Consider the following 14,442-nt stretch of genomic DNA (forward strand, 5'->3'; position numbering starts at 1 on the left):
CTTTAAAATTTCTTAGTATTTAGTTACTGCAGAAAAGATTGCAACGAAGATTAGTGCAAGAATTAAACCTAGACCTGCAAGACGATTTGCTTTCATGCGTTTTGCAAGAATTGGCCCAAGCGCAGAAACTGCAACCCATAGTCCAACCTTAACCTTAACCCATAGAGGCCAACCAGCACCATGACTAACACCGATACGAGCAAGAAGCCCCATACCACCTACGAAAAGTAGGAAACTTGCAATACCAGAAGTAATTTTAAATAGCTTTCTGTTTTGCGCTTCAGTACTTACAAATTGAGGTGCAAAGGCAGCAACCATAAGGACAACCATAAACACGTGAAGTACTTTGTAAAATTCATAACTCATTTCTTTTCTCCATTTCTCTCTTCAAGACTCGTCATTCTATCATTTAATATATTTAAAGTTTTATTTAACTTAGCTAGTTCTCTTTCTAGCATTAAATCTTCTCTATGTAGACTTGATTGCATCCCTTCTACATTTCTTTTTAAGACTTGTACACGTCTTCCGATCGTAAGAAATTGGCGCCCAAGCATGACATTAGCAAAAATTGCGGTATAAGTGGCAAATAGCCCCGTTCCAAAGATCATTAGAACAATTGCAATAACCCTTCCCCATAGTGTTACAGGAGTAATATCTCCGTAACCAACAGTGGTTATTGTGGTAAAGGCCCACCAAATAGCATCTCCAAGCTCAATAACTTTTGGATTGTGCCCTTTTTCAAGGTGTAAGAAGACGAAGGCGAAGATAACAACACCGAGGTTGCCGATGATTGTAATAAACCAAAAAGCAACGGTTTTGAATAAATAGATAAAGCGTTCAACAAATACGCGAAAGCCGGAGCGCAAAACTAACCTCTTCTACAAAATTTTAATTTACTATATAATATTTAATATGAGCTATTTTGGAAACAGCAATAAAGGAGAAAAGATCTTTCGCGGTGCATACAACTACTCCCGCAAGGATAATCTCTATGCTGAAGAAACATTTGAAGTCTACCGCAGGCCAAAACTCCACCAAATCTACTTTGAAGGAGAAATGCTGGCACGTGTAATGACCGGAGAGCTCTTAAAAATCAATGTCGCCTACACTGTTGATAAGGAATACACCCCAGTCAAAGTGCAAATCATTAAAAGTCTTGGGGAACAGATCTCTAAAGAAATTTTCTTATTTGATCATTCGACGAGTGAGCTCAAGTATCAATTTGAATGCGATGGTGAAGTTAATCAAGAATCCATCACGACTTCTCCAAAATTCTATGTCACCACTCCACTAAGCTGTTGCAGTATGCTCTTTCTTTGGTCAAAGAAATTTGATTCCGTTGGAAAGAACTACTACTCATTCTTTTCTTCAAATAATCAGTGGAAGTATGAAGGCCCTATTATCAATAATAATATCGTTGTTGAAAGAGCAGCGCAAACTTCTGAGTCAATCAAGATAGCAGGCGCAACAGTAACGGCCGTTCAGTACAAGTTATTTGAAAAATCAGATTCTGAAGACAGTAAGGATATGAAAGTGGATCCAGAGTTCCTAAGTATCTGGCTATCTCAACACCAAACCATTCCCTATATTATAAAAGATAAGCAAGGGACGAATATTTCGATTAAATATCTCAACAACCTCGATCGAACTTAACGATGAAAAGGCTTTGGATATCAACATTTATGTTAATTTTGATATCTTCTTGTGCTGGAAATATCTGGGTTGAAACGACCAAACCCGACAGTAACGCCATAAATAGTGTCTTATCAAAAGATTATGGAGAGAATTCAAGTCTTGATTTAAAACTTAACCAATTAGATAAAGTCGAGTTCTCGCAAAACTTTAGGCCATGCTGTGCTTTTGGGACAAATTTTAAAATCAAACTTTTATCCATTCCAATCCCTTTTTTTAAAGAACGAAACACTGTCAACTACCAATCACTTGGAACACATATATACAATATTAATAATTTCTCAAAAGAAGAGATGGCCTCAATTGGCAAAAGAAATCCAGAAGTTAATGGGCTTATTTATACGAAAAGAGGTGGCCTAATTGATACTGCTCACATCAGGGATACAGCGGATATCACATTAACCCTTTTCTATAAGATTTATCCCAAATTAGGTACTGACTTTAAAATTGAATTACCCGAAGAAATTGGTAAGCGAGTAATTATTTTCAAAGCATTTGATACTAGAAAATTACAAGGTAAAGAGAAGATTTATTTTACTTCGGCACTTGCTTCAAAGCTTGCATATGAAATGGCCATTTCTCATGAATTTGCTCAATGGCATGGCTACAGAAATGTCTCAATATTTTCAGAGGAACCATCTGCTTATTCTCCAGAGGATCTCTATTCAAATATTCTTGGCGCCAAGATCGCTTCGGCTTTAATCAACGAGCACCTTACCTTTTCCAGTATACAATACAATTTGAATATGACTTCCTGGCTTGAGGAGTCGTTAAAAGAGTTAGAACCAGTCGATAAAGATGAGACGCAAAGGCTTCTTATGACAACCAACAAAGTGTGGTGGGATATCGATATTAGATTGCCAGAGAAATTCATGTTGAAAAAAAGAGACTACGGCCTATCAATGAAGCTGGCACCTCTTGAGATTGCGGCCTCCCCTCTTAAAAATCCAGTTGTGCTTGAAATGAAAAGCTTTTTTAAGAGTTACAATTTAGACGAGATTGCAGTCATTCAATTTGAAATCGATTCATCATATGAAAAGACATTTAAGCACGTTCCAAAACACCTTTGGAATAAGAAACTCACAATTAAAGATTTTAGAAAGATCGCTCAATACGATAAAGAATTTGACGAAAACTACCTTAAGAATAATTAACTTCAAAAAACGTATAAGATAGCTATATGAAGAATTATATTTTTATATTTAACCTTTCTTTACTCTTAATCGCGACTTCCTGTGCGAAGCTTCCTGCTAGTAGAAGTGATATAAGTAAGAAGAATGAAATCCATCTTTCACAGCAACTCTCACCTTTTATGTCAGATGGTTGTTCGAAGTGGCCGGACGGAACGATTTCAAAGCCAGATGCATGGCTTAAGTGTTGCTTTGTCCACGACCAACATTATTGGCTCGGAGGCACAGAGGCCCAGCGCTTTAATGCCGACCAGCAGTTGAAAGCATGTGTAAAAGAAGAGTTCACTGATTGGATGTCCATAGTCATGTACCTTGGGGTTAGAATTGGCGGTGGCCCTCAGTACCAAACATCTTATCGTTGGGGCTATGGATGGAGTTATGACAGAGGCTATATCCCCCTAACCCAAGAAGAGATCGACTATGCCAAGACAGTCGCTCCAAAAGAGTTTGATGATATTAGAAAGTATATAAGGAAGACAAATTAATGAGGATCATATTCTACCTACTTATTCTTCTTAGTCCCTTATCAACTTTTGCCCAAGAAATGCCGGTCAATAAAGTTAGTGAGGAAAAACCTCGCTACTTTCCAATTTGGGGAGAAGAAGCAAAGAAGCGAGGCTACACTCTACCTCGTCCTTATGGGGTTAATGTTTCTAGAATAGAACATGATGAAAAATTTGGTGTTGATAAGGCAACTTTAAATGGTGAAGACCTATTTGCAGCACTTCCTGTTACTGGTGATGTGAAAGTCGATACTGAAACAAAAATCAATATGATTCGAACTGATTTTTGGCTACTCCCTTTCTTTAATCTATACCTTGGCCTAGGTCAGATTCACTCCAATGTTCAACTTGAATTTAAAACCCAGCTCCCAATTGTCGGTGCCCAACAACATAAGATACCTTTTAAAGCAAAAGGTACTGTCGCAAATCTTGGAGGAGTCTTAGTTGCTGGCTACAATAACTGGTTTGCCATGACTAATTTCAACTTAACTGACGTTATCATTGAAGATGAATTAGATGTAAATCTCTATAGTATCGCTTTTCGAGGCGGATACAATGCAGGGAAACTTCAAATCTTTACAGGGGCCATGTATATAGACAGCAATATTCAAATTACCGGCTCACGCCAAGATATAATTCTTAACGTAAGCCTTTCATCTAGTGGATGGCACGGACTTGCGGGCCTTAACTATGAAATAAATCGCGAATTTGGTTTGACCACAGAATTAAGCTTCGGTGATCGTTATATGTACTTACTCGAGTTTGGTTACCGATTTTAATCCAAAGTATTCACAAAATCCTTAGAAGCTTCAAGTGCTTCTTTAAAATTCGTGCGGTGAATTTGATATGGCTCCATCTGTTTTGTAAGCTTTGCCATTGTCGAGTTCTTCCACTTTTTTACACGTGAGTCGATAACAACGACCGCACCTGCATCAGTTTCAGTTCTTAACAGCCTTCCAAGTTTTTGATGTAGGTTTCTTGTTCTATGGGCAAGATAGTAATCTTCAAATTCGTTACCAATATTTGTTTCATAGTACTCACGGCGAAGACGAATAACCTGCTCCATTGAAAGGTCTGGAATTTTATCAATAAAGACAAATCTTAAGGCATCACCAGGAACATCAATCCCCTCACCAAAAGACTCCATTCCAATTAGGATTCCGTTTCCACTCTCTTTAAATTCTTCAACAACATTGGCCCCCATACCTTGAACAAAAACAGGAAGCTTGCCTTCAAATTTATCAAGCATATATTCCACGGCCTTCTCAAAGCGAGCACGAGCAGAGAATAAGAGTAAAGTTCTTCCATCGATATCTTCAATAAAAGGAGTTAGGCGATCACAAATTGTTTTCACAAAGTCCTTATCATAAAGAGATGGTGTATCATCGCATAAGAAAACTTTTGTACGGTTCTTATAATCATATACTGAAGGTAGATAGAGCCCTGTTCTAAAGCGCCTCTCAGGTTCACTATAAAGATAACCTGTCGACCACTCCATCCCGCGACTTCCTTGATCCCCATGCTCATTTCCTAGCGTTGCAGAAGTGTAAACAACCGATGAAGAAGTTTGTAGTAGTTGGTCATGTAAGATGCGTCCAGTATTGATTGGCCCTGCACTTAGTAGGAATCCTTGCTGCTCATGATACTTCATTGAAAGAGAATGAGGCTGAGAAGAGCTTTCAATCTTTAATAAGACCGCAAGAGCATTCATCACATCCTCAAGTTGCCCCACAAATGCTTCAAAACGAGTCCAAGCCGTAATTTCACCTTGGCCTTGCATATCGCTCACCTGCCAGCGAATCGTATATGGATATAATCTTTCATAAACTGATTTAAGAAGATAGAAAATACTCTCCAGATGGTGGAAGACACTTAGGCGAAGGGCTTCCTTTTCTGTTGGCATAATCATTGGAAGCTCATTCCAAAACTTGTCAGTATAGCGAGGCATCTTTTTAAAGATCATTTCAAACTTCTCAGGAAGCTCAAATAAGTGATCCCTAAGCATTGAGGCCGTATCAATTGATAACATTCGAAGAGATGAGATCTCTTCTTCTTGATTCTCTTCAATCAATGTATTGATTAGGTAGAAAAGAGAACCTAAACCTTGTAGATTTTGAAATTGCTTGTGAAGACTTTCAAGATCACTCTGTGCCACCTCTGCAGAGAATGCCTTAGTCGCCTCGCCTTCAATTTTATGGGCCTCATCCACCACCACGTAAGCAGGCCTAGGAAAAGACTTTGTCCAAGAAAACATCAGAGCATGATTTCCGATAATGATATCTGCTTCCTTAGCATCTCGAAGTCCACGAATATAAGTACAATTGGCATAGAATGGACACTGCTTACTTGAGCAAGCACGGTAATCAACGGCCAAATCTTTTTGAGCTTGTGAAAAGTTTTCAAGCTTCATACGAAGAACAAATGGTAGATCATCTTTTGAGATCATATGCTCTAGCGCACTATTTGAGTTGTGATAAAAAAGAGATTCAAAATAGATATCTGCAAATTTATCTTTTAAGTCATTACTTTGAGAAAATAGGTCCTCTTCATTCTGTCTTTGGGTAAAAAGAAGTTCACAAAAGTGATTGCTTGAACCAACAAGTTGTCGAATCTTTAAGTCCTTAGGAGAGACTCCTAAGAGCTTATGAAGAGCAGGAACATCCTTATTCATGGCCTGGGCCTGAAGAGTCTTAGTTCCCGTTGCCACAAGAACTTGCTTTTGTTCACTAAGGGCAAATAAAGCACTTGGCACTAAGTAGCCAAGCGTTTTCCCCGTTCCAGTTGGCGCTTGCACCATGGCGTGAATATGATTCTTGAAAGACTGACCAACTTTTAGGGCCAAGTCTTCTTGAGACTTACGGTAGCGGTAACCATTAAATAGAGTTGATACTTTATCTTCGTCACTGAAGATATTCTTCACATTCTGGCCATTGAAGGTCATATCAAAATTTTGCTCATACACTTGCTTATCTTCAAGTGTTTTAGGATATGCCCACTCTAAGGCCATCTCAATATGAGCTGCCGGATCGAAATCAATCTGTTCAGAGATCTCAAATAATTCTTCTTCATAGAGACATAGGAATCTAAAGAACCAATAGTCCTGAAGTGAGTATTTATGCATTAAAGACATCATGAAGTTATACTTACCAGCATCTTTCTTCGTCATAAGAGCTGCAACAATCACAACTTTTAAGAGGTCAACTGAATCTTGAAACCCTCGGTGCAATTCTTTTTCAGCTAGCCCAAAACCAACAATAAAGTTTTCAAGCTTCAGTGAAGACATATGTGGAAAAAGAAGTGATAAGAAGTAGAGCGAGTCTTGCCAACGATGCCTTTCTCTAAAGTCGAGGGTTTCAAAGTGATGGTCTAAGAAGCCGGCCTCAAAATCTGCATTATGAGCAAGAATGTCATGGCCATCTAACTCAAGAACTTCTCCGATGACATCATCAAGAAGTGGAGCACGCTTTAGCATCTTATTATCAATACCAGTTAACTTCTGGATGAATTTGGAAATTTCAAAACTTGGACGACACAGAGATTCATATTTATGAACGAGTTTTGTCCCTTCAAATTGAAGAAAACCAACATCTATTATTTCATCAACACTACAATCTGCACCCGTTGTTTCAATATCAAGAAGTGCCCATTTGCCTAGTGTGTTATTTTCTGTATTCATCGTATCCATGCTTGTTTACTGCTCCCATTGGCGCTAGGCCTTTATTTAATTTATCATTGTTAAATCGTATTGATAATCACCTTTTTATGTCTTATTCTAAGCTACATATTATTAATATTTTTATTACGTAAGGGTGCGCCATGTCTTCTGCGACATTTTTTCAAATTCAATCATTTCTGATCCTATCTTTAATGATTTATGGAGTAACCCAGAGCAAAAAACGCCAAAAGCACGTAAAGATTATGTCTGCTGCGATGATTTGGGATGTTATCTTAATTCTACAAATTGAATTAAGCCGCAGTGCTATCGATAAAGCAATGGAAGTTTTCCAGTCACAAACAGCACTTAAGATTCACCTATTCTTTGCGGTATCAAGCGTACTTCTTTACATCGCAATGGTTATCTCTGGCCGTATGATTCTAAAAGGTAATTCTAGCTTTATTAAGAAGCACCGTTACCTGGGTATCACGACTCTAGCGTTTAGAATTTTAACTTTTATCACAAGCTTCTATGCAGCTTCTAAAGTTGTACTATAAGAAAGAGCAAAAGCAGAAAGCGAGTTATTTATGTTATTTGAACAAGTAAAAACAATCATCGAAGAAAATATCAAAGATTCACAAGTAATGATCTACGACCTAACTGGTGGCGGCGATCACCTAGGTATCACAATCGTTAGTGACGAATTTAAAGGCAAAATGCTTCTAGCTCAGCACAGAATGGTTATGGATATTTTAAAGCAGAAGTTAAGTGAAGACTTACATGCGGTACAGCTAAAAACTCTAACTGTTGAACAGGCACAAGCACAAGGCCTTATTTAAAAGACATCATACCTAACATCAATAAATGGTAGAGATACATCCTTTCTTACAAAGGAAATTTCTTTAATTTTATCGCCAATTACAAATTCCTTGTACTTACCATCAGGTAGCTTGACTGCCCTTAGGAGCTTTGCCATTAGAACACCCTTTTCCTTATAGGCTTCTAGCCTATATCGAATAATTCTGGCCCTCGCAACATATACAGTATTTGATAATCCATAGATAAAAGGAATATTTCTTAAGAAATCATCTTCAGTAGAATAATAATTCATTGTACGAACATCCCAATTGATAAAGATATCCTCTTCTATATTTTCTGTAGTGAGATATTTTGAGTTTTGATTCTTTACCCATCCTAGATAATTATATCTTACAGGTGGACTCTTTTCCGGCGTCGAAGGCTTTTCTCGAACAGAGAGATTAGCATATGTATAAATCAGCGCATTTTGTTTCCAAATAATATCTTGATCCTCATCATCAACATTTTCTTGTAAGAGTTTATTATTGAGGTTGTTATTATAATTTAATCCCTTAAACTCTCCCCCCGTCGAATAAGCTTCACTTGGGTTTAAGATTACCTCTTTATCAAAGAAAGGATCTTGAATAAGAAAGTACATCTCTTTCGAATACTTACCTTCTGCACCAGGAAGTTCTAGTTTGATTTCTCTTTCACAAGAACGTACACATGAGACGTCATAGAAGTAATCAAAGAAATTATTCCCTCTAATATCATCTTTCAAATTTAGTGATCCAAGGGAAAGTTTAGCGAGAGAAATATCTTTTTCTAAGAATTGCTCAAATTGGGTTAAGTTGATTGTTTCCAAAATTTCTGAACTAACATTTTTATTCTTTTTCTGATAATCACTAAAGAAAGATGTCGCTGCCAAAAGAATCACTCCCGCAAGTCCAGACGCAACAACAAGCTCGGCCAAAGTAAAACCAATTTCATTCTTCAAATGTGACCAGATCGCAATCTTTTTCAACTTATTCTCCAGAAATAACAAATTCAAAATCTTTAAAAGTTTTAATATATTTACGGTGCGTAACTCGAATAATTAACTTATAAAGCCCTCGATAATCAGGATGTGGAACTAAGATATACCCCATTCGCCCCGGACAACTTAAACAATCCTCAGTAGATGTCACTAATTTATCATTCCAAGCAAGTGGAAGTTTTTCATTTAAGTCCTTTAAGCTTGTCATTGAAAGAAATTTTTCACTATCTAAGTCAACTTGAAAAATAGCACTATTTGATGCGACTTTTCGATATAAGGAATGCACAATATTGTATTGGATAATTTGACTTCGTGACTTCTTACTTGCTGATTGAAAAACATTTTGTCCTCCTAAAAAAGCATAGACAGTAACACCAAATAGCCCGGCAGCAACAACAATCTCTGCCAATGTTAATCCTTTTTGATTAGATAAAAGTTTATTTCTTCTAAACATCACTTACTCCCTGTTGCAACCCAATAGGTCTGTAAGTTAAAACGTCGATATCGATTTGGGATTTTAGACTTAGTCACAATCCCACCGTCATCAGGTAAACCAATTTCCGGGTCAACTGTAGTCCAGTTATAATTATTAGGGCCTTCTAAAACAAAATGAATCGGAGAACATGTTTTCATGTCATACATTTGCGAATTAGTTAAATTCTTATCCCAAACAGTAACATCATCTTTACACTTACTTATATTACCTTCATTATCTCGACGAGCTAACCAATTCATTTTTCGTAATTTTTCAACGGCCACTGGATGCCAGATATTATAAAAATCAATACCAGTATTGATGGCAGTATTTGAAATATTAAACTTATTAACAAGTAATGTACCAACAAAAGTAAGACGACTACTTCGCCCCTCAATAACTAATTCATCACATGCATAAAAGCCGAAAATAAAATCGACATTACTCGGAATAACACACTTTTTAGTAATTGACTGATTAGGGATACCTCCAGCATTACCTGGATACATATTATTTTCATTAAATGTATAGAGGTCCTGCATAACCATTTCGCCAGTTAACGTAATCCCATTACCTCCAACGTCATACATCCAAGAATGGAGGGTATTTTTTGTAAAAGAGATATCCCATTGAAAATTATCGTTTGTAGGAACACCAGAACACTTCTCTTCTAGCTCCTCGCTTTCACTAAGAGTTAGGCCATCTTCAGGTATATAAATTTCATTACTATATCGCCCAAATGATCCTTCTTCTAGTTTATGAGGAGGCTCGTTTCGGCCAAAATCATTCTTTAATAATGTCCAGCTGTTAAGATCTTTGCCTTCACTATTTTTCAACGAAACACTTGAAAAAGTTCCATCTAGCTCTCTATTAATTTTCAATTTTATCACATTCGGATTAGAGGCATCATTTGGTCCTGGCTTATGAGGCTCAGCATGGCGTCGTCCACTAATAGGGTTTGAACTATTTTCTACAGCAAAATCAAAGGCCCAAAACCTTAACTCAATATCCTGAATATTTCGATAACCATCTAGTTTTAACTGTTCAGGATTTTTCACATCCATTGCAAAGTTTGTAATATTTGTAACTCCAGCAGATAGATCAAGAGTGATACTTGGTTGCTTTGCAATACTATTTTCAATTTCAACAAGTGATGCATTTTTTAAATCTTGATAATCATCATAGCTTTTCTTAATACCATCAATTCTCTTTTCACAAGACTCTTTTCTTTTTGGTCTTTTATCGTAGGCTTGAGCGCAACTCTTATCCTTATGATCATTAAATGAACTATTCACCAAGGAACACTCACCAACTCTAACACTTTGATAATTAGAGCTGAATGATGAACAATTTTGAGCGTGTCGATCATATGCATTTTGAAATTCATTCTCTTTGTAAAGATCTTCAAACTCGTTTCTTTCTACACTATCTTTTTCTAAAACCTCTTTCGATTTAATAAAATTAATATCAGAATTCAAATTTATATTTATGCTTGAATCTCTGGCCAATAAGACTTCCGCTGATTCATTATTATCCAAGACCTTTATGTCCATTTTCATAATAGGTTTCTTTGAATTCCCCTTATTAATATAAGAGACTGTATTAGTTGGGTTAGATAGAAGTTGAATATAGCCTGCTTCTTCACTTACAAATTCACTTGGATAAGCGTATTCTCTGAATTCATTTGATATGGCCAATTCCGTTTTAGAAAGACCAATGCTAAATCCTCCACTATTTTTACGGCCAAAGAGCCTCGAATCCCTTGTTTCCGCCATATTATCCTCAAGCTTACGCCAAATATCACATTTCTTAGCTAAGCTTGTATCCACATAGTATTCATTTCCAAATAAGGCTGCAATTCCTTCATCGACTTCACCTTCAAGAACAACCCCACGCTTCAAACTTTTAACGTGTTTATATGTCGAATATAATTGATCATCATTGCCCCCAAATGATTTTGGTGAAAAATCTTTTCCAGGAAACTTAACGCCACCTCGCCCAACGTAAACATTAGAATATAATGCAACTGGTGAATATCCACTTTTAGGAACAATTAAATTATTATCGACGTAGACAGGTGCATGAATATTTAAACCACGTGAAGATTTGGAACCATTAATTTTCGAGAGATCAAAATCTCCTCCTTTAATAACGGCAAATTGATTAAGTGTTCGAGGGAATAAGCCGACTAAACTTTTCCCATAAGGAGAACTCTTATAATTTGAACAGCTCTTATCACTTTTCATTATTCCTTCGACGTATATTTCGATAAATCGGTCATCACCACTAGAATATAAAGAACTATTCTCAGCTTTTTTTAATCGGATAAGAATATCCTTCATGCAATTTCTTAATGTATTAGTAAGTGAAAGATTTAAAGGATGACTCTGTCCCAGAGATTCAAGTGATGAGATCGAAATCTTGGCTTCTATCTTTTCAAGTGAAGGTTCAAAATTAATTTCTCTATTGTACTCATTATAATAAGCTTTTTTAATTGCGGTAACAGAAGCACTAGACCACAGAAGTCTTTCAAGGTTAAACTTATTACTAATTACCTTATCCATATCTCCTGTACAATCATCACTTCTTGCCCAACTATTATCCATACACCATCTCTCTTTCAGAGCATATGATGTGTATGCGATAACCCCTCTTGTAAAGGTGTCCATCTCGGCATTTAAACGCCCTTCTTTCTTCTTCTTTGATACGATATCTAGAAGAGTATTTAAATTAGTGGCCAAAAATGCAGCACCAACCGAAGCGAATAGGATAAAAGCAATTGCTGCTCCACCATTTTGATTTCTAAATATTCTCATAAAAGTCCATTTTACTTAAATAACTTATTACCTTTCTATTTTCATTAACTAGCGCGCAGGAGAAAACCAAATGTCATATACTTGACCAGTCTTTCCATCCTTCATAGTAAACGATGACATCTCACGTGCCTCAGCTCGTCCTTCAAAAGGAATATTTCCATGTTTATAATTTAGATTAATTTCAGAAACTTCTTTGCTGGCCAAAGAATAAAGCTCCTTCTTCTCACTAACTCCGTTACCGTTGATATCGTTCCATAGAATTAATCGGCCATAAATATCGTCTTTATTATTAATTAGACCATCACCGTTAGAATCATACTTCGCTAGCGCTTCAAAACCATTACCTGATTCGTTTTGATTCCCAAATAATTCAAGCGCACTATCAATCTTTCCATCATCATTTCTATCAAGAGCAAGAAAGTAAGCTTTTGAGTTAGGTTCAACCCAATGAATAACTGGAACGTCATTTATTAAAGGAAAAGAACTTCTTCCTAAAAACTGTGGAAGTTGAGAATTAAAAATTAACATTAGTGGAGAATAGTAAGAACCACAAAATTGGTTACGTCCAAGGAATGCGGCCTTAACACTTAAACAGTCTTCAAAGTCATTTAAACCGATACTGCCTTTATAATCTAATTTAACCCATTGATCTTTAGCTTCATCTTTTTGAAAGAACTCTACATTAACATCACTTGAACTACCATTGAAGAAAACACGGCCGGTACTCATTTCACGTACACCAACCCTCTTTTTAATTGTTAGGTTTGGAATTAAAACATTGATTTCACCTTCGCCAATCTCACTCTCAGTATTATCATCTGCACCACTTACAATTTCAGTACTAACTTCCATTGTATTCTTTCCGCGAATACCACAGTTAGCAATTCCGGCTTTCTTCGTATAAGATTTTTTCGCAGCATAGCCTGTTCCTTTCCAATTATAAAAGAACTTACACTTTACCTCTTTATTCAAATCAGATTGAGACAGAGGGTCACCAGATCGCTTGCAATCAAGGAAATCATCTAAGAAGAACTTTTGCTTAGAATAACTACAATTATAAGTTACGTTTGCAGACGAATTGCCATTAGTAATTAAACAACGAATTTTATTCGTGTCCATATCCCATGCACATGACTGTCCATATGTGTTTGGCCATGTGACTTCAGGAGAGAAAAATGTGTTACTCTCAAAGTGCTCTCCTCCATTTGTTAGCTTTACATTCATTTTGATGTCGCCACCATGTGGATCAATCGTGCTCTTTGCGTGTCTTAAGTTAGCACCGTAGCAAGTTGGAGTAAGTGTAATATTTAAATGTGTAGAACGAAATTGATCGCAACTATTTCTCTTAACAATATTTCCGACCTGATTAAGCTTTACGCCTACAGGAGAATTATTAGGTATAACAGAAATCCCCTGTGCTAAGACTACCTTCGTTAACAACAAGATTACTAAGTATTTCATTTACCCCTCACTTAATTAAAATAAAAAAATTTCACTTAGTTTATCACGACATATTTTCAATAATCGTGTCACGACTAATTTCAACATGATAGACATTACTCAACTCTAATTTACCGAAATAAGGTGACGATAATTATTGGTACTTCCCTTTATTGACGTCATTTTCACGATCTACAAGTTCATTAAATGAGTCCTCTAGTTCCTTAAAGTAGTCACCTTTTCTAAAGCTAACTTTTTCTAAAACCGGGATCTTGTCTGATGAAGACAACGATTTTAAATGTTGATTTAAGCGATATAGCGGGCCTGCGATCTTATGCGACATAGTCAGCCCAAGATAAAGAAATAGAAAGAATGTTAGTAGAACAACGACAAGCAGAGAAAAGCTAATAACTTGAATTTGAATATCCCAAAAATTTTGAAATACTTCACTTTGAAAAAATCCATTCTCTTCGGCCATGGATTGTAATCGAACTAAGAAAGAAAAGGTCGTGGCGATAAAGAAGCCACAAGTGATCAAATTAAGAATACCAAACTTCACTAGGAAGTGAGTTTGAAAACTAGGATTAATCCATATTTGTTTTAAGCGACGGCGATTTTTGGCCATATTAAGCGTCTCCCACAATGTTTATTTATTAACATTATAGAATCGCGCCTAACTATTTAATACCAGGAAATTCTTTACAAAATAAAAGACTTCTTAGTGATGATCGTCCATCATTGCATCGTCAAAATCTTTACAAGCAATTGCAAGAGAAGCCGGAAGAAGTGCCCAGAACCCTACTAAACTTAGTGCTACAAATACTTCTAAACTCATAT

At 36.5% G+C, this 14,442-nt stretch carries 14 protein-coding genes; 6 read left to right on the top strand and 8 right to left on the bottom strand.

The features are described from left to right. Positions 1–12 precede the first annotated feature (12 nt). Both ABMA72_RS04160 and ABMA72_RS04165 read right to left on the bottom strand, forming a co-directional pair. Entirely contained in the window at positions 13–366 is a 354-nt protein-coding gene (locus tag ABMA72_RS04160; RefSeq protein ID WP_392856366.1) for a SirB2 family protein, read from the bottom strand. Further along, positions 363–866 carry a potassium channel family protein gene (locus ABMA72_RS04165; RefSeq protein WP_392856367.1) on the bottom strand — a complete coding sequence of 168 codons (504 nt, stop codon included), beginning with the start codon at positions 864–866 and terminating at the stop codon, positions 363–365. The genes ABMA72_RS04160 and ABMA72_RS04165 overlap by 4 nt, the downstream gene beginning before the upstream one ends. A 46-nt stretch (positions 867–912) precedes the next feature. Between ABMA72_RS04165 and ABMA72_RS04170 the strand changes: the two genes are divergently transcribed. From ABMA72_RS04170 to ABMA72_RS04185, 4 genes are read left to right on the top strand one after another with little or no spacing between them, the layout of a single operon-like run. Continuing rightward, the gene (locus ABMA72_RS04170; RefSeq protein ID WP_392856370.1) at positions 913–1,653 is read left to right on the top strand and encodes a hypothetical protein; all 741 of its coding nucleotides are present in this window, start codon (positions 913–915) and stop codon (positions 1,651–1,653) included. Between the two features lie 29 nt (positions 1,654–1,682). Further along, positions 1,683–2,846, top strand: coding sequence for a DUF4056 domain-containing protein (locus tag ABMA72_RS04175; RefSeq protein ID WP_393056174.1), 1,164 nt, complete (start codon positions 1,683–1,685; stop codon positions 2,844–2,846). A gap of 26 nt (positions 2,847–2,872) precedes the next feature. After that, complete coding sequence (locus ABMA72_RS04180) at positions 2,873–3,367, top strand: hypothetical protein (RefSeq protein ID WP_392856375.1); 495 nt, start codon at positions 2,873–2,875, stop codon at positions 3,365–3,367. Next, entirely contained in the window at positions 3,367–4,164 is a 798-nt protein-coding gene (locus ABMA72_RS04185) for a hypothetical protein (RefSeq protein WP_392856378.1), read from the top strand. The genes ABMA72_RS04180 and ABMA72_RS04185 overlap by 1 nt, the downstream gene beginning before the upstream one ends. On the opposite strand, the gene ABMA72_RS04190 is transcribed toward ABMA72_RS04185, so the two are convergent. Beyond that, complete coding sequence (locus ABMA72_RS04190) at positions 4,161–7,070, bottom strand: helicase C-terminal domain-containing protein (RefSeq protein WP_392856380.1); 2,910 nt, start codon at positions 7,068–7,070, stop codon at positions 4,161–4,163. The two genes, ABMA72_RS04185 and ABMA72_RS04190, sit on opposite strands and share 4 nt — an antisense overlap. A 131-nt stretch (positions 7,071–7,201) precedes the next feature. Between ABMA72_RS04190 and ABMA72_RS04195 the strand changes: the two genes are divergently transcribed. Both ABMA72_RS04195 and ABMA72_RS04200 read left to right on the top strand, forming a co-directional pair. After that, positions 7,202–7,597: a hypothetical protein gene (locus tag ABMA72_RS04195; RefSeq protein WP_392856382.1), complete on the top strand. Its 396-nt coding sequence runs from the start codon at positions 7,202–7,204 to the stop codon at positions 7,595–7,597. A 30-nt stretch (positions 7,598–7,627) separates the two neighbouring features. Then, positions 7,628–7,879, top strand: coding sequence for a BolA/IbaG family iron-sulfur metabolism protein (locus tag ABMA72_RS04200; RefSeq protein WP_392856384.1), 252 nt, complete (start codon positions 7,628–7,630; stop codon positions 7,877–7,879). On the opposite strand, the gene ABMA72_RS04205 is transcribed toward ABMA72_RS04200, so the two are convergent. From ABMA72_RS04205 to ABMA72_RS04225, 5 genes are all read right to left on the bottom strand, one after another. Beyond that, on the bottom strand, positions 7,876–8,862 hold the full coding sequence (locus ABMA72_RS04205) for a hypothetical protein (protein WP_392856386.1): 987 nt from the start codon (positions 8,860–8,862) through the stop codon (positions 7,876–7,878). The genes ABMA72_RS04200 and ABMA72_RS04205 overlap by 4 nt on opposite strands. A 1-nt stretch (position 8,863) precedes the next feature. Next, on the bottom strand, positions 8,864–9,328 hold the full coding sequence (locus tag ABMA72_RS04210) for a hypothetical protein (RefSeq protein WP_392856387.1): 465 nt from the start codon (positions 9,326–9,328) through the stop codon (positions 8,864–8,866). Then, the gene (locus ABMA72_RS04215) at positions 9,328–12,165 is read right to left on the bottom strand and encodes a hypothetical protein (protein ID WP_392856390.1); all 2,838 of its coding nucleotides are present in this window, start codon (positions 12,163–12,165) and stop codon (positions 9,328–9,330) included. The genes ABMA72_RS04210 and ABMA72_RS04215 overlap by 1 nt, the downstream gene beginning before the upstream one ends. Positions 12,166–12,213: 48 nt before the next feature. Then, positions 12,214–13,626, bottom strand: a complete 1,413-nt coding sequence (locus ABMA72_RS04220) for a hypothetical protein (protein WP_393056176.1) — start codon at positions 13,624–13,626, stop codon at positions 12,214–12,216. Between the two features lie 133 nt (positions 13,627–13,759). Beyond that, positions 13,760–14,230 (bottom strand): hypothetical protein, encoded by a 471-nt coding sequence (locus ABMA72_RS04225; protein WP_392856394.1) that lies wholly within the window; start codon positions 14,228–14,230, stop codon positions 13,760–13,762. Positions 14,231–14,442: the final 212 nt, after the last annotated feature.

The sequence above is a fragment of the Halobacteriovorax sp. CON-3 genome, from assembly GCF_043196995.1.
Classification (GTDB): Bacteria; Bdellovibrionota; Bacteriovoracia; order Bacteriovoracales; family Bacteriovoracaceae; genus Halobacteriovorax_A.

Bases quoted from the DNA above. Each gene is read 5' to 3' on its own strand.
- ABMA72_RS04160 (WP_392856366.1), bottom strand. From the start codon at position 366: ATGAGTTATGAATTTTACAAAGTACTTCACGTGTTTATGGTTGTCCTT.
- ABMA72_RS04170 (WP_392856370.1), top strand. From the start codon at position 913: ATGAGCTATTTTGGAAACAGCAATAAAGGAGAAAAGATCTTTCGCGGT.
- ABMA72_RS04175 (WP_393056174.1), top strand. From the start codon at position 1,683: ATGTTAATTTTGATATCTTCTTGTGCTGGAAATATCTGGGTTGAAACG.
- ABMA72_RS04180 (WP_392856375.1), top strand. From the start codon at position 2,873: ATGAAGAATTATATTTTTATATTTAACCTTTCTTTACTCTTAATCGCG.
- ABMA72_RS04185 (WP_392856378.1), top strand. From the start codon at position 3,367: ATGAGGATCATATTCTACCTACTTATTCTTCTTAGTCCCTTATCAACT.
- ABMA72_RS04190 (WP_392856380.1), bottom strand. From the start codon at position 7,070: ATGGATACGATGAATACAGAAAATAACACACTAGGCAAATGGGCACTT.
- ABMA72_RS04195 (WP_392856382.1), top strand. From the start codon at position 7,202: ATGTCTTCTGCGACATTTTTTCAAATTCAATCATTTCTGATCCTATCT.
- ABMA72_RS04200 (WP_392856384.1), top strand. From the start codon at position 7,628: ATGTTATTTGAACAAGTAAAAACAATCATCGAAGAAAATATCAAAGAT.
- ABMA72_RS04210 (WP_392856387.1), bottom strand. From the start codon at position 9,328: ATGTTTAGAAGAAATAAACTTTTATCTAATCAAAAAGGATTAACATTG.
- ABMA72_RS04215 (WP_392856390.1), bottom strand. From the start codon at position 12,165: ATGAGAATATTTAGAAATCAAAATGGTGGAGCAGCAATTGCTTTTATC.
- ABMA72_RS04220 (WP_393056176.1), bottom strand. From the start codon at position 13,626: ATGAAATACTTAGTAATCTTGTTGTTAACGAAGGTAGTCTTAGCACAG.
- ABMA72_RS04225 (WP_392856394.1), bottom strand. From the start codon at position 14,230: ATGGCCAAAAATCGCCGTCGCTTAAAACAAATATGGATTAATCCTAGT.